The sequence below is a fragment of the Sphingobacterium sp. UBA6645 genome, from assembly GCF_002455685.1.
Taxonomy (GTDB): domain Bacteria; phylum Bacteroidota; class Bacteroidia; order Sphingobacteriales; family Sphingobacteriaceae; genus Sphingobacterium; species Sphingobacterium hotanense.
Genome location: NZ_DKLH01000010.1, coordinates 1 through 22,051, shown reverse-complemented (window position 1 = coordinate 22,051; position 22,051 = coordinate 1). Strand labels below are relative to the sequence as shown.

Sequence of the window (22,051 nt, the reverse complement as noted above, 5' to 3'; positions counted from 1 at the left end):
AATTTGTTTTGAACCAGGAAAGAAAGGATTTAAGGATTGGCAGGATCATGTTGAAAGAAAAAAAGGATTTCTTAATACCAGGAAAGGAAGGATATAAAGATTAACAGGCGCCGGTCTATTATCTAATGTCAGCTGTGTAAAATCTAGTCTGAACCAAGAAAGGAAGGATAGAAAGATGAACAGTATCCTGATCATCCTTGCATCCTTCCTTTCCTGGTTCAAAGACAAAGCACCCTTCCTTTCCTGGTTCAAGACGCTCTAATGTCTAAAATCTAATATCTAATATCTAAAACCTAACGTCTAGCGAATCTCATTACCGCAACATCGCCGATAATCAAGGTCATGGTATCTCCATTTACGCTGATGACATTTACTTTTTGTAAAGTTTCGAAGTAAAGGCCTTCACCATTTCCTAGACATCCCATACTTGTTGAAGCAACAGGGCCGATTTTGATACTTCTACCGTTGATTTCTACTGTCGCATTATAGTTATTACAAGCGCCCTTTCCGTTTACTTTCTTAGCGTTAAGATCAAAGTTGATTGTTGGTTTTCCTTGTGGAAACAGTTCATTGAATGGGGTGTTTCCGCCTTGGATATAATCCAATTCCCAAGTTCCGGCAAGTTCGCTGTCTGCTGCTACTGCTTTAAACTTAGCTAAAGGCGTGTTTCCTTTATACAACACTAGGATTTCGTCCTCAATTCCGTATTTGGAAGTTTGTGTAACTGCTGAAATCACTTCGCGATCGATTTCCATGTCATCGCAGGCCATCATTGTTGAAATTCCTTGGCTGAACTTAATACCGCCCGCTCTCTTCGTAAAGGAGTAAGCACCATTAAGGGTATTACACCCCCCTGTTACGGCATAACGACTTTCCGAAGGGATAAGCGATAGATGCAAGGTGCGTTTAGTGACTGTGGAAATTTCCTTTCCCCCTATTTCTATCAGTTGCCATTTGTGGCCTGTTAATTTTGAAATATTTGCATCATTTCCCGCTACATTCTTAGCGCCGCCACAACTAGCGAATAAAATGGTGAATACTGCAAGCATGCTTAAAATAGATTGTTTCATATACTTTATATTATTTAATTCTTCTATAAATACCACAAAACAGACGAAAGGTTTAACATTTGTGCTACACAATGTCTGTAAATTTGAATAAATAATGGTGTTCTTTTATTAAATCTGACTATTCTTAGTGAGGCAAATAGCAGGCCAGGAAATAATCTACTAAGTTGGTATATTTTTTATTTATTATGGCGTATTTGTCTCGATTTACGTATGTTTGTAGCTAATCAAGAACTATTCTAAAAAGAAGTTTGGACTCCTTATTTATCTATATTCTCGTACCTGTAGCCATTTTTTTATTTATTGCGCTATTCACACTCTTTGCCGTATATGCAGAGCGGAAGATTGCGGGTTTTGTACAAGATAGATTAGGCCCCATGGAAACCGGCAAATTTGGTTTGCTCCAGACCTTCGCCGATATTCTAAAACTTTTGCAAAAAGAATTGATTACGCCAGCTGCCGCGGATAAAGTATTGTTCGCTTTAGCACCTGTAATCATATTCGTTGCTGTATTCATTGGTTTTAGCGTGGTGCCCTGGGCGCCGAATTTTATGCCCGCCAATGTACATACCGGGCTCTTTTTTATTATGGCGGTTGTTTCTATAGATGCCATCGGTATTTTGATGGCTGGCTGGGGCTCCAACAACAAATACTCTTTATTGGGTTCTATTCGTGCAATCTCGCAAATGATATCCTACGAATTGCCGGTGGGCCTTTCTTTGATTGCAGCTGTCATGATTACGCAGACCCTCAACCTAAATGAAATCGCACTAAGCCAAGGAATCTTGGCTACTCAGGATATTTATTTTCTAGGTTTTTGGAAAGTGAATGAAATAGGAGGCATATTGGGATGGCATATATTCCAAGCTCCGCATTTGCTCGTTAGCTATGTTGTTTTCTTTATTGCCACGTTGGCAGAATGCAATAGAGCGCCGTTCGATATACCAGAAGCCGAGAGTGAGCTGATCGGCGGGTTCCACACGGAATATGGAGGCATTCGATTTGCTTTTATTTTCCTTGCGGAATATGCCATGATGTTCCTCGTTGCGATGCTAGGCGTCGTTATATTTTTAGGAGGATGGAACACGCCGCTGCCAAATATCGGGTCAGTACGCTTGGCAGATTGGACAACAGGGCTTTATTGGGGTATATTTTGGACATTAATTAAGTCCCTGACTATTGTTGCTATTCAAATTTGGATTCGATGGACTCTACCTCGCTTCCGTGCGGATCAATTAATGACTTTATGTTGGAAAATCCTGATTCCTGTTGCTTTCGCATGTATGGCGATTTCGGGAATCTGGAGAATAATGGTAATGCTGTAACGTGATATTAAAAACGACCATACAAGGATTATTAACGGCTGTAAAGGGGCTTATGCTTACGATTAAGCATCTTTTTGCTGCGCGCACCGCTCGTCGCAGCAAAGATATTAAGGACCCGAATTACTTTGAGCGGCAGGATGGCGTGACGACCGTTCAGTTTCCGAAGGAAAAGATGCCTATCCCTGAAGTTGCGCGCTATCAACTGGACGTAGAAATAGACGATTGTATTGTATGTGACTTATGTGCAAAAGCCTGTCCTGTGGATTGCATTACGATAGAATCAATTAAAGCAACTGAGGCGATCGGGAAAACATCGGATGGCAGCGTGAAGAGACTATATGCAGCGCAGTTTGATATCGATATGGCGAAATGTATGTATTGCGGGTTATGTACTGTGGTATGTCCGACTGAATGCATCACGATGACCAACCAATACGATAAGAGCACGTCTAAATTAACAGACTTAATATATGGCTTCGCGGAGATGAGCGAACAAGAGATTGTTGATAGAAAAGCGGAATGGACCAAGTTTCAAGCTGAGAAGGAGGCGGCCAAAACAAAATAATGGAATTAGCAATTTTCTACGCGTTCGCGGTTTTGGCAATCGGTTCGGCCTTAATGGTCGTTAGTTTAAAAAATACGGCAAGAGCGCTCTTTTTATTTTTCGTGGTTTTATTTGCGATGGCGGGCCTATTCCTATTCGCATTAGCAGATTTTGTCGCTATCACGCAAATATTGGTGTATGTGGGCGGTGTATTGATCCTAATGATATTTGCCTTTATGCTTTCCAACAAGGAATTGCTCGCTGACCTACAAAATACCAGCAGCAAATTTCTATCTCTGCCTAACTGGCAATCGCTGCTATTAGCGGTGGGATTCTTCGCCGTGCTTGCTTACGGCATTTGGGAATGGCATGAGCATACACCGATGTGGATAACAGAAAACATCCGTTCTGGAGAGGTAATCCAGTCGTCGGATAATAATATACAACATTTGGGGGTGCATTTTATGACGAAGTATCTGCTTCCATTTGAAGTTATTTCCATCTTTTTATTGGTTGCTCTAATCGGTGCAGCCCACTTATCTAGAAAGGAGGAAAACGCTTGATCACGTTGACTCATTTTTTAGTCGTTTCGGCCATACTATTCTGTATCGGTCTTTATGCCATGGTGGCTAAAAGAAATGCAATTATGGTGCTAATCGGTATTGAGCTAATCATCAATGCAGCGATTCTCAACTTCGTAGCGTTCGGACGATACGATAAGGTGAACTACGGAGGACAAGTATTTGCTCTATTTGCAATTGTATTGGCTGCAGCAGCTGTAGCTGTCGGCTTGGCGATTATTCTCAACGTCTACCGAAAATATAAAACGATTAACCCGGATAATATCACTGACTTAAGAGATTAATGGTAGCAGTAGAACAAATATCGCCTGTTTTTGCCGCTATTGTAGTGGTTGCTTTGCCCTTTATCGCATTCTTGATTCAGGCGCTTTTGGGCAAACGTTCAACATCGGGCAATATATCTTTAATTGCGATCTGCTTAAGCACGGTCATTAGTATGGTATGTGTATTTGCTGAAGTTTGGCAATCTATACCCCGTAGTGCTACACAACCTTGGTTCACAATAGGAATAAACACGTTTACCGTTGGAGTATTACTCAATAACCTGACGGTCCTCATGCAACTGTTGATCTGCGTTATTGCGCTTCCCGTTCATATCTATTCTCGGGCATATATGAAAGGTGACCCGGGCATACATCGCTATTGGATGTATTTAAGTTTGTTCTGTTTCGCCATGTTGGGCCTATGTATTTCGAAGAATCTCTTTATGATGTACATCTTTTGGGAGCTCGTAGGTTTTGCATCCTACCTCCTGATAGGGTTTTGGTTTACTAAAGAGAGCGCGGTACAGGCGAATAAAAAGGCCTTTATCGTGAACCGTATAGGGGATTTAGGTTTCCTAATCGGCATTGCGACGGTTTTCAGTGTTTATGGCAGTCTGGACCTTGTTGAATTATTTGGTAAAGAAGACCGATTTTATAGCGTAGCTTCAGAGAATTCGGGCTTATTAACATTGGCGGGAATCGGGTTCTTTATTGGAGCCATGGCTAAATCAGCACAGTTTCCACTGCATGTATGGCTTCCTGATGCGATGGAAGGCCCAACGGCGGTATCATCCTTAATACACGCTGCCACGATGGTTGCAGCGGGAATCTTCTTGCTTAGCAGTGTTTTCCCACTGTTTAACGATACTGTTTTGTTGATTATCGCTATTATCGGAGTGACGACAGCTGCTAGCGCGGCGTACTTTGCTCTAGCGCAAACTGACATTAAGAAAATCTTAGCATTTTCAACGATTTCGCAACTGGGATTCATGATGGTCGCTATTGGTGTAGGCGCTTGGGATGCTGCGATGTTCCATTTAGTGACGCATGCTTTCTTCAAGTGTCTTCTTTTCTTAGGTGCTGGCGCAGTAATACATGAAATGGCCCATTTGAAGCATGATCATCATCTAGACTTTGACCCACAAAACATCAATAATATGGGCGGGCTAAGGAAGCAAATGCCGAAGACCTTTGTGCTAATGGCAATTGCCTCGCTTGCATTGGCGGGTTTCCCTTTGACATCAGGCTTTCTTTCGAAAGATGCAATCTTGATATCGTCCTATGAGTGGGCAATTAGCAAGGGCGGCGCATCTATTCTTATTCCGATGCTACTAACGATTGTTAGTGTGCTGACAGCATTCTACATTGGGCGACTAATATTTAAGGTGTTTTTTGGAGAGTTTAAGCTTCCCTTATCTCCCAGCAATATTCAGGACGCGAACAAGACGATGTTATTGCCAATGGCATTTCTAGGTGTTTGTTCGCTGTTTTTCGTTTTTTCTTTCAATCCTATCTCCTACCACGATGCCAATGTATTTCAAGGTTTCTATGTTGATTACGGTTTCGAAGAGGTTCATAGTTTGCATCTTTTGATCCCCATCGGATTGACTTTGGCGAGCTGTTTCATGTGGATCATCGCTTGGCGATGGTATGTTAAAGGATCCTATCCGTTAAATGCTGCATCAAAAGGAATTACATTTTCTTTAAATCAGGCTTATTTGAATCAGTTTTATACAAGAACCTTTGTTGCAGGGACAGTTAATTTAAGCAAAGGACTCTATTGGTTCGATCGCAACATCATAGACGGCATAGTGAATCAGCTTGGAACGTTAGCAAAGGGAATCAGCCGCGTTGCAGCCTGGATCGATAAATACATTGTCGATGGACTTATCAATACGCTCGGTGGTACGACTTATTACTTCGGGCATTTATTGAGGTGGGTTCAGAATGGTCGCCTGCAGAACTACTTGGGTTTTGCTTTTACGGTTTTATTAATTGGAATAATTTATTTGATATTGACATAAGATGGGACTATTATCCTTACTTATTTTCCTTCCGATCATAGCTCTGGCTGGTATCTTGGTTCTACCAAGCCGCTTCAATCAAAGCTATAAATATATTGCGCTGTTGATCACCTTTATTCAGCTAGGTATTTCGGGCTATTTATATAGTCAGTATAATCCGAATATAGCCGGGTTCAATCAGCTATCGGGCTATCAATTTGTAGAGCAATTGCCTTGGATTCGACTAGACTTAGGTTCGATTGGAAAACTGGAGATTGACTATTTCCTAGGTGTCGATGGGTTTTCTTTACCCTTACTTGTTTTAAGTGCTTTTGTCATGCTGATGGCAGTAGGTGCCTCGTGGAACATCAGTAAAAGTGTCAAAGGCTATTTCGCGTTGTTAATGCTGTTGAATACGGCTATTATGGGAATTTTCTGCTCGTTAGATCTATTTCTTTTCTACGTATTCTACGAAGTGATGTTATTGCCATTGTACTTCTTAATCGGCATCTGGGGTGGCGCACGCAGAGAATACGCAGCTATTAAATTCTTTTTATATACGCTCTTTGGATCGGTATTCATGCTATTGATTATTGTAGGCTTATATTTCTCTGTAGTCAATCCTCATACCGGTGCACATACGTTCAACATCCTTTACATGATGAACCCGGAGAATTATGTGAATGGATCGTTTTTCGACTATCTGGCAAACAGCTATGAGGTCTTTGGTATCCCTGCGCGTATGATTGGGTTTATCGTCCTGTTCGTAGCTTTTGCTATTAAGATACCGATTGTTCCGTTGCATACCTGGTTACCAGACGCCCACGTTGAAGCGCCTACTCCTGTTTCGATCATACTAGCAGGTATTCTATTAAAGATCGGGGGTTATGGGATAATTCGTATCTGCATCGGTATTTTTCCAGATGCAGCCGCAGAGGCGAACTGGTGGTTAGCTTTGATTGGAATTATTTCCATCCTATACGGAGCTTTCAATGCATTAGCTCAGACCGATTTAAAGCGCATGATAGCCTATTCTTCGGTTTCCCATATGGGATTCGTTTTGTTAGGAATAGCATCATTAACAGCAGAGAGTATCTCTGGTGCAATGTTCCAAATGTTAAGCCATGGGTTCTTATCTGCGGCCCTTTTCTTCTTAGTTGGTGTACTTTACGACCGCGTACATGATCGATTTATCTACAACTTCCGAGGTCTAGCGAACATAATGCCTAAGTACACAGCCTATGTTGCTATTGCATTCTTTGCCTCTTTAGGGCTTCCTGGATTCTCTGCCTTCATCGGAGAAGCATTTGTAATCATCGGAACATTTAACGCAGAAAGCGTCGGTACTGGCATCCCTCGTTGGATGGCAATCTTCGGTTCTCTAGGTATTCTATTATCTGCAGCGTATTTCCTTTGGACTTTACAACGTATGTTTTTTGGTGAAACAAGATTGAAAGGAGGCGAAGAATGGGCGGTATCTCTTAAAGATCTAACAATTAGAGAACAGCTGATCCTATTCCCGGCTTTGGCATTAGCACTGATGTTAGGTGTTATGCCATCTCTAGTATTCGATCCATTGAATAGCTCGGTAATTAGTTTGTTGAACATAGTCTCTAATTATTTCTAGGCTCGGATAATGAATGATTTTACGCCACATATCACCCACTTTATTGATTCGATTCTAGCGTCTGTTGGGTTCTTCAAAACAGAGCTTATTCTAGCTATTGGGTTTTTATTATGTGTTTTTAGTAGCTTATTTTTCGATCGGAAATGGAAAGACAGCTCATTTAGCATTGCGATTCTAACACTGATAGCGGCATTGATATGCAATTTCCTTCAATATGAGGACTTAGGAACTGGGTTCTTTGGCATGCTACAGATTGATAACATGGCATTGCTCTCCAAGACGCTAATCCTGATTGGGCTACTTGTGTCTGCAGTTATGATACGGCAGCATTTTGAAAAGCGCGAGACGAAAAAGCGTAAGGGTGATTTGTATAGTATTTTGATAGGATCATCCATTGGCTTACTGATCTTGGTGATGACCAGCAATTGGTTATTAGCTTTTATCGCTATAGAAATGGTGTCCATATCCTCCTATATCCTAGTTGGCTATTTTGCGGAGGATAAAAAGCAAACGGAAGCCGCCATGAAATATGCGTTATTCGGTTCTGCTTGTGCTGCAATTATGCTCTACGGCTTATCGCTGATCTACGGCTTTACGGGAGTACTCGATTTTGCGGATACCCGACATATTCAAGGCTTAATCGACTCGCCTAAAGTGATGAGCAGTATTGCCATTCTCTTTATGTTGACTGGCATCGGATTTAAATTAAGTTTTGTGCCATTTCATCTTTGGACACCTGATGTTTATGAAGGTGCCCCAACTCCGATAACGGCTTTCCTATCCACCGTTCCAAAGATCGCCGCTATCGTGCTCTTTGCAAGATTAGCAGCATCCTATGGAACGACTTTATTTTATTTCTCCGATATCTTCGTACTATTTTTAACGATTGTCGCTATCGTAAGTATGTTAGCGGGAAATTTGATAGCACTACGCCAGCACAATGTGAAACGAATGATGGCCTACTCGTCAATTGGCCATACGGGCTTTCTCTTGATGGCGGTCGTTGGATATATGGGCGGGCATCAAGATACCCTCCTGTTTTATTTATTTGTATACACATTGATGAACCTGGCCGCCTTCGGCTTTATTGATATACTTGAGCAAAAATATGCTGCCAACGAATTCTCTGACTATACCGGGATGGGAAAACGTATGCCTATCATCTTTACATTATTTAGCATTGTCGGGATTTCATTAGTCGGACTTCCCCCTACAGCAGGGTTCATCGGGAAATTGTTTGTGTTTTCTTCTATTTTTGAAATCTTCCAACAGAATGAAGAAGCGACGCATTTATGGCTATTAATCATCGGAGCATTGACCTCGGTCATTTCCCTATTTTATTATTTCAAAATACCTTTATTCGCCTTCTTAAAGCATAAATCTGAAAATGAATCACTTGCTGGACCGACGATAACTGCAACCTATGTCATTGCAGTAGTACTAGCGCTCCTGCTGCTTTTATTCGGAATCTTCCCAACAATAATTATCAATTTCTTTCAACAATAAGTAGGGCAGTTAAACGAGCCACGCATTTTTCTGTGAATTATCTGTTTTCAATGTACATCGAGAACTTTATTCGCTATTGATGTTCTATGGAAACATCAAAGTTTTTACGAAATAAACATCTTTTGTTCATTTTAAGTAAATGAAATGATAAAACATGTTTTTATTATGTAGTTTTGTGTATGATTAGCGAATTAGCCAACCGTATTTTTGATCAAGTAATTGCAGACTATCACGTCCACGACGCTATCGATCATCCTGTAGAGAATCCATATGATTCTTCAAGTTTAGAACATCTATTATATTTGAAATGTTGGATTGACACCGCACAGTGGCATATGGAAGATGTGGTACGAAATCCGGAAATTGATCCTCGCGAGGGATTGTACTGGAAGCGTAGAATTGATCGTCAAAATCAGGAACGTACGGATATGGTGGAATATATTGATGGCTATTATCTTCAGAAATTTGAAGGCGTTACTCCGCTTGCTGGGGCTAAAGTAAATACGGAGAGTCCAGCATGGGCTATTGACAGATTGTCGATCCTAGCGCTTAAAATATATCATATGGCGCAAGAGACAAAACGAGAGGATGTTTCACATGCTCATCTGGAATCTTGCCAAACAAAACTTAATATCCTGTTAGAACAAAGAAAAGACCTTTCTAAAAGTATAGACGAGTTATTATCAGACATTGAGTCGGGCAATAAATACATGAAAGTGTATAAGCAGATGAAGATGTACAATGACCCCAACTTGAATCCGGTACTCTACGGCGTTAAAAAATAGTATCTCTAATGAAGCGCATCCTCGTTACTCGCTTTTCCGCAATGGGAGATGTAGCCATGGTCGCCTCTGTGCTCCGTGAATTTCAAGAGCAACATGCGGATGTTGAAATCATTATGGTTTCAAGAGCATTCTTTGCTCCCTTTTTCGAAGGAATTCCAAGAATATTATTTCATCCAATTTACCCTGATAAACAACATAAGGGAATAATTGGATTGTATAAGCTTTTCAAGGAGCTCCGTGCTTACAAACCAACAGCATTGGCCGATCTACACGACAACATCCGTTCGAATATTTTAAGCACATTCTTCCGTCTTTCGGGATACAAAGTCCAGACGATCAACAAAGGAAGAAAAGAAAAAAAAGCATTAACTAGATCAATAAATAAGGTCAAAAAGCAATTAAAGTTAACAACTGAGCGTTATGGAGATGTATTGCGGTCATTGGGATACACATTGGAATTAACGCATCAGCTGAGAAACGAGCCTGTCGCATTACCGAAAAACATACAGACGCTGTTTGTCGGAGGGAAGAGGTTTTTAGGTATTGCTCCGTTTGCACAGCATCCTTATAAAGTCTTCGCCTTGGAACGCATGGAAGAGGTCATCGCTGGACTATCCGATGATAATATACAAATACTGGTGTTCGGAGGTGGAAAGAAAGAAAAGGAAATCGTGGATGAATGGGCTAAAAAATATCAGCACGTCTTTAATACGATTGGAAAATTCAGTCTTCGAGAAGAACTTGACATTATCTCCAACCTCGATTTGATGCTGAGCATGGATAGCTCAGGTATGCATATGTCATCCTTAGCGGGTACTAGAAGCCTATCGATCTGGGGGGCGACTCATCCCTATGCGGGCTTCATCGGATACGGACAATCCAACGATGATTGCATTCAGGTCGAACATCCGAACCGTCCAAGCTCGGTTTATGGAAATAAACCATGCAATTGCGATGGAATAGAAGCGATCGACTTAGTAACAGTTGAAATGATTATTGTTAAAGTTAAAAAAACTATCTTTACGCTGTAGCGATAACATATGGTTCATACGTTATGCTTACCAAAAGGATAAAATAGTATATGGATAAAATTTGTTTTTTAGTCTGTCAGTACGGCAAGGAAGTGAATGGAGGGGCAGAATATCATTGCAAAATGCTCGCAGAGCGTTTGGTCGGTGATTTCCAAGTGGATATTCTAACGACAAAAACAATAAACTATCACACCTTCGAACCTTATTACAAGAACAATCAAGAAACAATAAACGGTGTCAATATACTACGGTTTGATTGTATAGATTATTCTGCTGAGGAACATGGCAAGTGGCGAAAGAAGACTAAGTTTCCTCGCAAAGTGCGCCGCAACTTATTTCGCATGGGCTTATTAGAAACAGCCGCCAATATGAATCATATTTGGGATATGGGAATTAAAAACGAGGAGATGCTCATAAAGACCCATGGTTTTTATTCCCCAGATTTGTTGAATTATTTGGAAGCAAATAAAGATTCCTATAAAGCTATCATCCTGATGTCTTATGTTTATCCACATACTATATTTGGTTCGCGTATTGCCCCGGAAAAAACAATCTTGATTCCTACAGTACATAATGAAGGTGATATATTTCGTTCCATCCAGACTCATCTATTTACCAGCGTAAAGCATATTGGATTTAATACGGAAGAAGAGCGGAATCTGGCACGAAAGATCTTTGGTAATAAGATGTCCGAAAGCAGCATTCTCGCCGTTGGTATAGAGACTGAATTTGAAAACTCGATATCAAAGACCGAAATACAGAAAAAATTCACCCTACCTGAACGCTATTTACATTATTTCGGCCGCATCTGTAACTCGAAAATGGACAAATTGATCCCTTGGTTTATCCGATATAAGGAAAAATTTCCTTCCAATTTAAAATTGGTGTTAACAGGGAGATTATTTCAGGAGAAGGTGGAGCATCCGGATATTATCTATACAGGCTTCGTAACGGACGAGGAGAAAATAGCATTGGTAAAAAATGCCACGCTTATTATCAATCCATCAAGAAATGAAAGCCTATCGTTGTTGTTATTGGAAGCTATGAAGCTTGGAAAAACTGTATTGGTAAACAAAAAGTCGGATGTTATGGTTGGCCATGCAATCCGTAGCGACTATGCTGCTGAGCCCTACGGGAATGAAAAAGACTTCCAAGAGAAAATTAGAAAGCACCTGGAACATCCAGAACTTAACGAGGAGTCGGAAATCAAAGCAAAGAACTACGTCGATGAACATTATTCTTGGCCAATTATTATGGGCCGTATAAAACATCTAATCAGCACCATATAGAAAGTTGTTATTAATTCCTCAAAAAAATCAAATCTATTTTTTTAACAACTAACTAATTATTTCTATAATTGGGGACCTATTCTATTTGCGAAATATGTCGGACAACAAATGCTCATTAATTATTGCCACCTACAATTGGCCTGAAGCACTAAATTTATGCTTATTGAGCATACGGAAACAACGTGTCCTACCCAATGAGATCATTATTGCAGACGATGGGTCTACGGAAGAAACTCGCCAGCTGATTGACAAAATAAAACAAGATTATCCAGTGCCAATAACTCATTTATGGCAAGAAGATAAAGGATTCAGGAAAACCATTATCCTGAATAAATGTTTCGCTAAGGTACAATACGAATACATTATTCAAATCGACGGTGATGTTTTTCTACACCCCGACTTTATCAGTGATCATCTTAAGGCCGCTCGCCCGAATTATTTGCTTCAAGGCAGCCGTGTTATGCTGAGCGACGCTTATTCGAAAGAACTCATCGAAAAGGTTAATACCAATCCACAACTTCTTGGACATAATAATAAGCGAATAGAGAACGGCATACGATTTCCTCTGCTCTCCAATTATCTTTTAAATCGTTACAAAAACAAATATCCTGTTTATTATGCACGAGGAGCGAACATGTCTTTTTGGAAGAAGGATATCTACGCTGTTAATGGTTATAATGAGTCTTATGAGGGCTGGGGACATGAAGATAGCGACCTTACCCTACGATTGATGAATACGGGTGTTCAGAAATCTGTAATCAAGTTTGCAGCAATCGTTTACCACCTCTACCATCCCGAAAAGAAGAATAATCAACAAGAAGAGCGCAACAAAGAGATCATGGAAGCGACGCTAAAAAATCAGATCACTTGGATAAATGCAGGTTTAAATCAATATCTTTAAACCAAATATGAGTATATCATCAGATAAACCCAAAACGGTTAGTATACTAATCTCCACATACAATTGGCCCGAAGCGCTAGAGCGCTGTGTACAGACAGTATGGTCGCAAGACCGTCTGCCAGATGAAATCCTTATTGCTGATGATGGTTCAAAAGAACCTACCAAGCGCCTAATTGAACGACTAAAGCAAGAATCTCCAGTACCCATCGTCCATGTTTGGCATCCAGACGAGGGCTTTCGCCTTTCGGTTATCCGAAACAAAGCTATAGCGATTGCAAGCTCTGAATATATTATCCAGATCGATGGCGATATCTTACTAGATCCTCATTTTATCAAAGATCATTTAAGTCTAGTAGAACCGAATTATTTCCTGTGTGGAAGTCGCGTTTGGGTTTCTAAAGAGCAAAGCCAGGAGTTATTAGAGCAAAAGTCTACGATCAAAGTTCAAAGGCATAAATTCCCGTTGCCATTTATTTTGAACAGCCTACGTTCAGGCATATTATCTCGATTCCTTGCTGATCGATATAAGAAAAATAAACCTCGAATATTAAGAGGTTGCAATATGTCTTTTTGGAAGAAAGACCTGCTCGCTGTTAATGGTTATAATGAAGCAATTCAGGGCTGGGGAAGTGAAGATGCGGAGCTCGCATTTCGCTTAATGAACACCGGGGTCAAAAAAAGATTCTTAAAGTTCGCAGCAGTTGCTTATCACTTATATCATAAAGAAAACAACAAGGAGAACCTTCCTGAAAACGACAAAATATTAGAAGATACCATAACCACAAAAAAGGTGTGGGCAAAAGAAGGTATTGTTAAACAGTAGTGCTCGGAACAGCAAAAACTAATTAACGTCTACTCGAATCGCTTTGCAACAAACTGCTGTTCAGAAAATCTAATTCTTTCGATGGGTGATGGTGTTGCTGAAAGTATCGGACCGCATCAGCACGATGCATCTGATAAGCCTTGTCATCATTTAATAACAGTTCAATATTATCCACGAATTCCGTAGGGTTATCTGAAATCAAACATCCGTTATTCGTCTTATTTAAGAGTCCATCGACCCCTCTCATTGTCGTTACTACTGGGATTCCAAACGACAGGGACTCCAGCACCTTAATCTTTACCCCAGTACCAGAAAGCATGGGGCAAATGGTTATCCTGGCTTTCGAATACTCTTTATCTAGATCCTCAACAAGACCAAGTTTCGTTATCTGAGAATGATCAGGAATAGCATCGCAAATCTTTCCTACCACCGTTACTTTTCTGTTCTTTAACGACGGTAATACATGCTCCATAAACCAATTCATGCTCGTCACATTATGATGATTATCGCTTGCGACGTAAAGTATATCGTATTCTTTAGCAATTACCCCCTCTGCTGTTCGGTCTTCAAAAGAAAGCGGAACTAATTTAACCTTGGTGTTCAGGAATTGGTCGAAAATAAAACGTTCCTCCACTGAATAAGACCAAACTTCATCGAATGGATTCAAAAGGCTTAATTCCTCCTGAAACATTTTACCTACTGCTGCGAAATCATTGGATTCTTGCGGTGCATGTTGAACAGAGAGAAAATCATGCGTATCGTTTATCTTATAGGTTGCTGGGATCAATTTTATAAGCTCAGCCCAATAAGCATAACTTACTATGAGGACATCATAATGCCTATCTGCGTATCGCTCGAGGAGTTGCTTCTCAACAAAAGGAGTAACCAGACTGATCAACTTTTTCGCATTTCTTTTCTTGCCAATCAAACGAGGTAATTTTTCGTGAATGAAGTATTTCGTATAGTTATCCTTCTTTGAAAACTCGCTCCCTGGCCGAAACAGATCCAGGTTAATCGTTGGATAAATCGATTTGAATTTCTCTATCTCCTCTTCTGTCCAAGGTTGAAGCGTCAGAAAATCCACATCAAAAACGTCAGATCTACTGCTAAAGTAGTCCAACATCTTATTGCAACGCGTCGTATTTCCCGCCTTATACCGCATCGGATTGTCGGTCATGAAATACAAAATCTTTCTCTTGTTCATCTGTTCTATCGCTCTACAATTTCATTTATCAACTCATCCCACTTCGCCAATACTGACGCCGGCGTATAGGCGCGCATCAGCTCTACCCCCCTCTTTCCCATTTCTTGCCTCAACGCCGAATTGTTCATCAACTGTTTTAACCGAGATGCCATCGCTTCTACATTTTCAACTAAGTAACCGGATTCTCCATCTACAATAAGCTTATTTACGCCCGAACAACTTCCCAGACCAATAGCAGGTAAGCCAACAGACATCGCTTCCCCTAATGCCAAAGGAAAACCTTCATACCGGCTCGGAAATAAAAATATATCTGCGTTCTTTAAAACAGCAATCGGATCGGTGCAAAAGCCCTTAAGAGCGACTTTATCACCTAGAGCAAGTTCATCAATTTTCTGTTGAATCAAATCCCGATCTGCTCCAGTACCCCACAAATCCAATCGCCATTCAGAATTCTCGCTACACGCACGATGGAATGCTTCAATTGCTAGAGTTTGCTGCTTACAATCATTATCTAAACGTCCTAAATGGGAGATGACGTATTGACTCTTTTCTATTTGATGATCCACGTGTTCCGTCGTGTCGACCTCAGGGAATGGATTGCCGATTACGAATACCTTGCCCTTAAACGTATCCGGAAGAAACTTATCATAATCATCCAATAAAATCTGAATTCCACTTAAGCGCGAGTAAGAATTCTTTAGCAGATTCTTTTCTAGGGGATCTCTTCGACCAAATACATCCTCATAATCATAATCCGGACGCCCATTCACAGAATTGATAATCGGGATATCCAAAGTATTATCGTAGGTAATCTCCAATAGCGAAGCCGTAGACATCGTTATAATCAAATCTGGTTCTGCGGCCTTTAAATACGCGTACCATTGCTCCGATCGTTTCTTTAGGTTATGCTTATAAACCCCTTGATACCCGTCGGGGAAAGCTCGGCATTTATTCTTATTGACCTGTTTCGTATATTTCTTTTTTATCTTTCCAACTAACCAGGCGATTGGGTTTTTCCCCGAATAATTAACAATGGGCAGAAGCTCAATCTGATCGACTCGAGCGTTATAAATATTGTCAACCTTGATGTCCGAATTCAAAGGAAAAACGGGACTGCCCCCCTCCTTTTGGTTTACGGCGATGCTGACCTCATGCCCCTTTTCTGAAAAGCTATTCGCTAAAAAAGTACACATTTTCTCTGACCCACCGTTCCCATTTAAAAAGGAATTATGCTGTATAAATATTATTTTCATTTAATTTCTTTCTTCCATAATTGTTGCCTTATCTTTCTTCTCCAAGAAGAAATCGGCAGTAACTTCAATAGCTTAAGCTTCCACTTGATCGAATTATTGATGCGGCTCTTATAACGTTCGTATTGTTCATCGAAATCCTCCGCACTACTAGCTTCTAAAAATAACTGAAACCTACCTGATAAACTGTCAAATTCCTCTTTAGGTAGGTAAGGAGCCACTCTTCGCTTATAAAAATCCTGTACGGACTGAAATACTCGTTCCTTTTGTGCTGCGTTGAATGGCATTAACAAATAGCGGAGCTCAAAGCGTTCATGCTCCAAAAATTTGGCTAAATGTAACGCACGACGCTCAAATAAGGATTCCCTGCTGTAAAAATCATCCAAATAAGTAAACCACTTATCCATCTGCTGCAATACGGACTCACAATCGCGATTAATCAGAAGATGATTCTGCCCCTCATGTCGTCCATAATAATAAATACCAGCTGGATTTGCGGCGATACGGTCTGTCATTGCTAATAAACAGTGAGAAAATAGGCCATCTTCGCCAGGCTGTACTCCTACTGGAAAACGGACAGTGCTATTTTGTTTTAAGAACGCATGACGCCACAATTGCCCGCAGGTCGGCAAAGCCGTTGGATGAGGTAGTCGATCTTGATATGGCTGCCCCACAACCACCACATCTGCTGCGGAACGTTCAATCACATCAATAGAAGTTCTTAAAAATTCGAAATCTAAAGCATCATCCGAATCCAAGAAATAGACGTACTTACCGCCCGCACGCGACAGACCTACATTTCGAGCAACCGAGACACCCGCATTTTCCTGATAAACATAGTTAACTCTAGCATCACGCTGCGCATACCCCTGAACAATATCCGAAGTCCGATCCTTACTTCCGTCATCAACCACCCAAAGCTCGAAATCAACAACGCTCTGTCCTAAAACACTTTCAATTGCTTGTCCTATAAATGCTTCCCGGTTATAAACAGGGATAATTATTGAAATCAGAATATCGTTTCTCTCCAAAATATCTTAATTCTTTTTACCTATCCATCTTATTATCAATCAGCTCTTGCATTTGAGCCCACTGTAGACTCATCTCCCCATACTTGAAAACACCAGTTTTATAACCTAGTATTGCTCCGAACTGAACGGCTTTCTCATCAACAGTTTTTGGAAAAATGGCAGAGCGGTAGGCATCCTCTGTAATAATAGGTTTTGGACAGACGTAAAAATTTAGTCCATCGTTCGAAAAAGCAAGATACAATTGATCAGCAGTGTACTTCTTCACATCACCCACAGCGATACAGAGAAAGTAAAAACCGTCTACATAGCTCGCTTGTAAATGCCAGGGACCATTATCGCGATTCTGTCGGATCCAGGGCTCATTGATAAAGTTAACAATTTTACTATTTGAAAAGCGACTAAAATCAAGTCCATTGGTCGAACTCCGCTGTATAACAAAAGAAGGCTTATCCTGCTTAAAGTGTTTCTTCCCCGAATTCAGCTCCACCTCGTAACTAACATAGCCTTCACCAACTTTGAGAAAGGATGGTGACAGCATATGACTATTCTTCGGCGAATAAGGGACATCAGAATACATGACAGCTTCTAAAGGATCCCAATGCACGCCATCCCTCGAAGTTTGACGAACGATGGTTCTACGCGCGTTCTTTATCAATTTTGCGCGGTTGTTTTGACTCTTTGCTCCGCGCGCTGACAAAGCTTTTGCTGATAAAAAGCTCCCTCGATAATACAGTTGAAATTCCCCGCCTTCAAATAACCAATCCACATCGGACCAAAATCCTTGAATCTGCTCCCCCTGCATCTCCCGAAAACTCTCCTTATAACCTGGGCATGCCTGAATCGGATTAACAATTTCCGCAGGTTCTACCCAATTCAAGCCATCGTTAGATACAACAATTGTCGGGTTTTCATAACGCTTTGCCAATTGATCGCCTCCAATGGCGCCAAAATAAGGCGTAAAAACCATCCAATACTTATAGCCTTGAAAACCATCCGGAAAATACTGTACATCAGGATGACAATAGCTGCTATTGTTATATCCGATATTCTTGATAAATTCTGGTTTTACATATCTTGGATAGTTCCCATTTGCCAGCATATCAATATTTACCTGCTGCGGAAAAATATTAACTTGCAAATCAATAGTAAAATCTTTTCTTCCTACCTTTTCCGGAATTTCCTCGGGAAATAACTCCATTTCTCCTCTAGCACAAGCTGTAAGAAAAAGAATTAAAGTAAATGCGCCAAAACGCAGCACAGTTTTATTAAACAACATATAAATGCTCACAAACAATCTACTGTAAATAACGTAAATTCCTTCTATAACGTAACAGCCATTAAGAGGATTTTTAAATATTTTTCTAATTGCCGCTTACAGCAACGAAAATATGATTCGCGATATTTTTTCAATTTTAAGTAAAAAATATAGTATTAAGAATCGCTTTAAGGTTAAACCTATATAGGTCCTACTTGGTATGCTCGGAATCCCCCTCAATATTAACAATTTAGAAACACACATTTAATCCAGAAAACCTTAAATTAGCTAGTCAATTAACAGCGAATTACACTAGGTATGAAAACACTCTATCTCATACGTCACGCAAAAGCCGAAGATCATGGCCTTTTGAAAAACGACTATAACCGTAATATTATATCCAAAGGAAAAGAAAGAGCAATCAGAATTGCCAACGAGCTGGCAACACAGCTAAAGATTGATAGCAATACGCTCGTTATCAGCTCCTCCGCCAATCGCGCAAAACAAACAGCAGACATCTTTTGTGAAATATTAGGCTATCCTTTAGCGGACATTCAAGAAACCAAAGAAATATATGAGGCACACTTCATCGATATCCTACGAATCATAAACGGTATGCCTAACAAGGTTGATAAACTGCTAGTCTTCGGCCATAATCCAGGACTTTCCAATCTAACAAACTACCTCAGTCACGCGGAGGTAGACCTAGCGACTTCCAACGTTGCCATATTAACTTTACCTGACAACTTTAACTTCTCCGAACTCGCAGGAGGTACAGCGACCTTACTGAACACAATTCAGTAATATTCTCTACCTTCGTATTCTATGGCAAACAAACTGCAGAACGAAAACTCCCCTTACCTACAACAACACGCCCACAACCCGGTACAATGGTACCCTTGGGGCGAGGAAGCTTTAAAAAAGGCAAAGGAAGAAAATAAACTCATCATCATTAGTGTCGGCTATTCGGCATGCCATTGGTGTCATGTGATGGAACGCGAAAGTTTTGAAAACGACGCCATCGCACAAACCATGAACAAGTTTTTCGTATCGATCAAAGTCGACCGCGAAGAACGACCGGACATCGATCAAATCTACATGATAGCCGTCCAACTGATGACAAACGCCGGCGGATGGCCATTGAACTGTATCTGTTTGCCGGACGGCCGCCCTATTTATGGAGGCACCTATTTTAAACCGCAGGATTGGCAAAATGTGCTCCTACAGATTGCTAAAATGTGGGAAGAAACACCAGAAGTTGCCTTAGACTATGCAGATCGCTTAACAAAAGGCATACAACAAGCAGAAAAGCTACCGATTCAGGAAATACCAGAAGCCTATACAAAGCAGGACCTATTAAATATTGTAGACCCTTGGATAGAAACCTTCGATCAAAATGAAGGGGGGTATCGCCGTACTCCTAAGTTTCCTCTGCCAAACAATTGGTCGTTCCTCCTTAGATATGGCGCATTAAGTAAAGATCAGGCAATATTAGACCATGTACACTTTACCTTAGAAAAAATAGCAAATGGCGGTATCTACGACCAAATTGGAGGTGGTTTCGCACGCTATTCTGTCGATAACCGCTGGCATATTCCGCATTTCGAGAAGATGCTATACGATAATGGGCAGTTACTAAGCCTTTATAGTGAAGCCTACCAGCAGAAGCCAACTATCCTCTATAAGCGTGTAGTAGAAGAAACCATTGCTTGGGCCGAACGTGAAATGCTTGATCCTAACGGTGGATTTTACAGCGCATTAGATGCCGACAGCGAGGGCATAGAAGGCAAATTCTATAGCTTCGATTATGATGAGTTTGATATTCTCGGCGATCGAGCAGACCTAGCAAGAAATTACTTCCATATCAGCAAAAACGGGAATTGGACCGAAGAACAAACGAACGTTCCTTACCTCAGCGCAGATGATAATCAACTGATCGCCGAGGCTGGCTACAGCGAATATGAATGGGAAGAAGAACTAAAGTCAATTAAAGAAACTCTACTGAATTACCGCGAACAGAGAATCCGACCCGGTTTAGACCATAAGCAGCTTGTGACCTGGAATGCGTTGATGATCAAAGGACTCGTAGATGCTTACCGCACCTTTAGAAATGATCATTATTTGAACCTAGCGAAGCAAACAGCGGAGTTTATATGGACAAAATGTCATGAAAATGACATACTACTGCACCAACCGGCTGACAGCAACCGAAGTATTCCTGGATTCTTAGATGACTATGGTTTCAGCATTGAATCCTTCATCAGTTTATACGAAGCGACATTTGATGAAACTTGGATTAACCGCGCAAAAACACTTACAGAACAAGCGATTAACATTTTTTACGACAAAGACGAACGCACATTTTTCTACACTTCCTCACATGGGGAAGAACTGATTGCACGAAAAAGTGAAATCATGGATAATGTCATTCCGGGTTCGGTATCGACAATGGTACGCCAATTGTATAAGTTAGGCATCTTGTTCGATGAGGAACAATATACGCTAATAGCCGATCAGGTTTTCGCAAATGTATTTCCGCACATTAAATCATATGGGTCAGCCTACTCAAACTGGGCCATTCACTTACTGGAACTGCACTACGGAATTTGGGAAATAGCGCTTACCGGAGCAGATGCTTCCGAGTGGCGAGAGGAATTAGACCAGTATTATATTCCAAATAAAGTAACATTAGGTGGAACAAAAAGCAGTCTACCCTTGTTAGAATATAAAGCGGGTATGGAATCAAAAGCATACCTTTGCCAGAATAAAACATGCAGTCTTCCGCAAACGTCGATTGCCCAAATAATAGAATTAATAAATAATAAACAGGGCTAGTACCCCATAAACTAAGTACAATGGCAGTAGAAAACAACAACGTAGTAACGTTGAATTACGTTCTTCATACAATTGAAGAAAATGGAGAAAAAACCTTTGTAGAGCAAACAACATCGGACAATCCGTTAACATTTTTATATGGTGTAGGCATGATGCTTCCTAAATTTGAGGAAAACATCGCTGGATTAAACGCAGGTGATAAAACATCATTCGAATTAGAACCAAATGACGCTTACGGTGAGCGTGACGATAAAGCAATCGCACAATTACCAGCGGAAATGTTCCAAGAAGTTGGACTTCCTCCTGTTGGTGAAGTAATACCTTTGCAAGATAACCAAGGAAACCAATTCCGCGCGGTAGTTATCGAAGTAACTCCAGAAACGGTAGTTGCTGACCTTAACCACCCAATGGCTGGTAAAAAATTAAACTTCGACATCGAAGTAATCGCTTCTCGTCCAGCAACTGCTGAAGAGTTGTCGCACGGCCATGCACATGGCATCGACGGAAATGAAGCCCACTAAGTAATTAGTAAATTTAAAAAAAAAGAAGGTGTCTAAAAAGGCACCTTCTTCTGTTTTATAGCTTTTGCGATTTCATTACTGTTTTCATTTTTGAGTTTTAAGCAGTAAGTCGATATTTGATAGTTTTAACGCTCCTGACGTCAATTTGTATTGTATATAGTGTTTTATCGCTATAACGATTCTCAAAGAAGACATCGTGTGGCAAGTTGT

The 22,051-nt window shown here is 40.7% G+C and carries 20 protein-coding genes; 15 read left to right on the top strand and 5 right to left on the bottom strand.

The features are described from left to right. Positions 1-293: 293 nt before the first annotated feature. On the bottom strand, positions 294-1,070 hold the full coding sequence (locus B2400_RS01960; protein WP_293930464.1) for an META domain-containing protein: 777 nt from the start codon (positions 1,068-1,070) through the stop codon (positions 294-296). Positions 1,071-1,318: 248 nt separating this feature from the next. On the opposite strand from B2400_RS01960, the gene nuoH reads away from it, so the two are divergent. From nuoH to B2400_RS01900, 12 genes are all read left to right on the top strand, one after another. After that, on the top strand, positions 1,319-2,392 hold the full coding sequence (gene nuoH / locus B2400_RS01955) for an NADH-quinone oxidoreductase subunit NuoH (RefSeq protein ID WP_149525007.1): 1,074 nt from the start codon (positions 1,319-1,321) through the stop codon (positions 2,390-2,392). A gap of 4 nt (positions 2,393-2,396) precedes the next feature. Further along, positions 2,397-2,957 (top strand): 4Fe-4S binding protein, encoded by a 561-nt coding sequence (locus tag B2400_RS01950; protein WP_394344164.1) that lies wholly within the window; start codon positions 2,397-2,399, stop codon positions 2,955-2,957. Then, on the top strand, positions 2,957-3,499 hold the full coding sequence (locus B2400_RS01945; protein ID WP_293930461.1) for an NADH-quinone oxidoreductase subunit J: 543 nt from the start codon (positions 2,957-2,959) through the stop codon (positions 3,497-3,499). The genes B2400_RS01950 and B2400_RS01945 overlap by 1 nt, the downstream gene beginning before the upstream one ends. Then, the gene (gene nuoK, locus B2400_RS01940) at positions 3,496-3,801 is read left to right on the top strand and encodes an NADH-quinone oxidoreductase subunit NuoK (protein ID WP_286652110.1); all 306 of its coding nucleotides are present in this window, start codon (positions 3,496-3,498) and stop codon (positions 3,799-3,801) included. Before B2400_RS01945 ends, nuoK begins: the two co-directional genes overlap by 4 nt. Further along, entirely contained in the window at positions 3,801-5,804 is a 2,004-nt protein-coding gene (locus B2400_RS01935; protein WP_293930458.1) for an NADH-quinone oxidoreductase subunit L, read from the top strand. The genes nuoK and B2400_RS01935 overlap by 1 nt, the downstream gene beginning before the upstream one ends. Before the next feature lies 1 nt (position 5,805). Beyond that, a complete protein-coding gene (locus B2400_RS01930; protein WP_293930456.1) occupies positions 5,806-7,410 on the top strand; it encodes a complex I subunit 4 family protein in 1,605 nt (534 codons plus the stop codon). 9 nt (positions 7,411-7,419) lie between these two features. Then, positions 7,420-8,916: an NADH-quinone oxidoreductase subunit N gene (locus tag B2400_RS01925; protein WP_293930454.1), complete on the top strand. Its 1,497-nt coding sequence runs from the start codon at positions 7,420-7,422 to the stop codon at positions 8,914-8,916. 179 nt (positions 8,917-9,095) lie between these two features. Continuing rightward, positions 9,096-9,701 carry a DUF4254 domain-containing protein gene (locus tag B2400_RS01920; RefSeq protein ID WP_149525001.1) on the top strand — a complete coding sequence of 202 codons (606 nt, stop codon included), beginning with the start codon at positions 9,096-9,098 and terminating at the stop codon, positions 9,699-9,701. A gap of 8 nt (positions 9,702-9,709) precedes the next feature. Continuing rightward, positions 9,710-10,732 (top strand): glycosyltransferase family 9 protein, encoded by a 1,023-nt coding sequence (locus tag B2400_RS01915; protein ID WP_293930452.1) that lies wholly within the window; start codon positions 9,710-9,712, stop codon positions 10,730-10,732. A gap of 50 nt (positions 10,733-10,782) precedes the next feature. Then, positions 10,783-12,021, top strand: a complete 1,239-nt coding sequence (locus B2400_RS01910; protein ID WP_293930451.1) for a glycosyltransferase — start codon at positions 10,783-10,785, stop codon at positions 12,019-12,021. Between the two features lie 94 nt (positions 12,022-12,115). Beyond that, positions 12,116-12,922, top strand: coding sequence for a glycosyltransferase family 2 protein (locus tag B2400_RS01905; RefSeq protein WP_286652104.1), 807 nt, complete (start codon positions 12,116-12,118; stop codon positions 12,920-12,922). A gap of 7 nt (positions 12,923-12,929) precedes the next feature. Continuing rightward, the gene (locus B2400_RS01900; RefSeq protein WP_293930448.1) at positions 12,930-13,745 is read left to right on the top strand and encodes a glycosyltransferase family 2 protein; all 816 of its coding nucleotides are present in this window, start codon (positions 12,930-12,932) and stop codon (positions 13,743-13,745) included. 22 nt (positions 13,746-13,767) lie between these two features. On the opposite strand, the gene B2400_RS01895 is transcribed toward B2400_RS01900, so the two are convergent. The 4 genes from B2400_RS01895 to B2400_RS01880 are packed head-to-tail and all read right to left on the bottom strand — an operon-like array spanning position 13,768 to position 18,428. Beyond that, positions 13,768-14,949: a glycosyltransferase gene (locus B2400_RS01895; RefSeq protein ID WP_293930446.1), complete on the bottom strand. Its 1,182-nt coding sequence runs from the start codon at positions 14,947-14,949 to the stop codon at positions 13,768-13,770. Positions 14,950-14,954: 5 nt separating this feature from the next. Then, entirely contained in the window at positions 14,955-16,202 is a 1,248-nt protein-coding gene (locus B2400_RS01890; protein ID WP_293930444.1) for a glycosyltransferase, read from the bottom strand. Then, a complete protein-coding gene (locus B2400_RS01885) occupies positions 16,199-17,230 on the bottom strand; it encodes a glycosyltransferase family 2 protein (RefSeq protein ID WP_293930442.1) in 1,032 nt (343 codons plus the stop codon). The genes B2400_RS01890 and B2400_RS01885 overlap by 4 nt, the downstream gene beginning before the upstream one ends. Before the next feature lie 16 nt (positions 17,231-17,246). Further along, positions 17,247-18,428, bottom strand: a complete 1,182-nt coding sequence (locus tag B2400_RS01880) for a hypothetical protein (RefSeq protein ID WP_293930440.1) — start codon at positions 18,426-18,428, stop codon at positions 17,247-17,249. A 375-nt stretch (positions 18,429-18,803) separates the two neighbouring features. Between B2400_RS01880 and B2400_RS01875 the strand changes: the two genes are divergently transcribed. Genes B2400_RS01875 through B2400_RS01865 form a run of 3 tightly spaced genes read left to right on the top strand, consistent with a single transcriptional unit; the run spans position 18,804 to position 21,841 of the window. Further along, positions 18,804-19,289: a SixA phosphatase family protein gene (locus B2400_RS01875; protein ID WP_149524992.1), complete on the top strand. Its 486-nt coding sequence runs from the start codon at positions 18,804-18,806 to the stop codon at positions 19,287-19,289. A gap of 21 nt (positions 19,290-19,310) precedes the next feature. Beyond that, the gene (locus B2400_RS01870) at positions 19,311-21,320 is read left to right on the top strand and encodes a thioredoxin domain-containing protein (protein ID WP_293930436.1); all 2,010 of its coding nucleotides are present in this window, start codon (positions 19,311-19,313) and stop codon (positions 21,318-21,320) included. A gap of 20 nt (positions 21,321-21,340) precedes the next feature. Next, a complete protein-coding gene (locus tag B2400_RS01865; protein WP_260042603.1) occupies positions 21,341-21,841 on the top strand; it encodes an FKBP-type peptidyl-prolyl cis-trans isomerase in 501 nt (166 codons plus the stop codon). Positions 21,842-22,051: the final 210 nt, after the last annotated feature.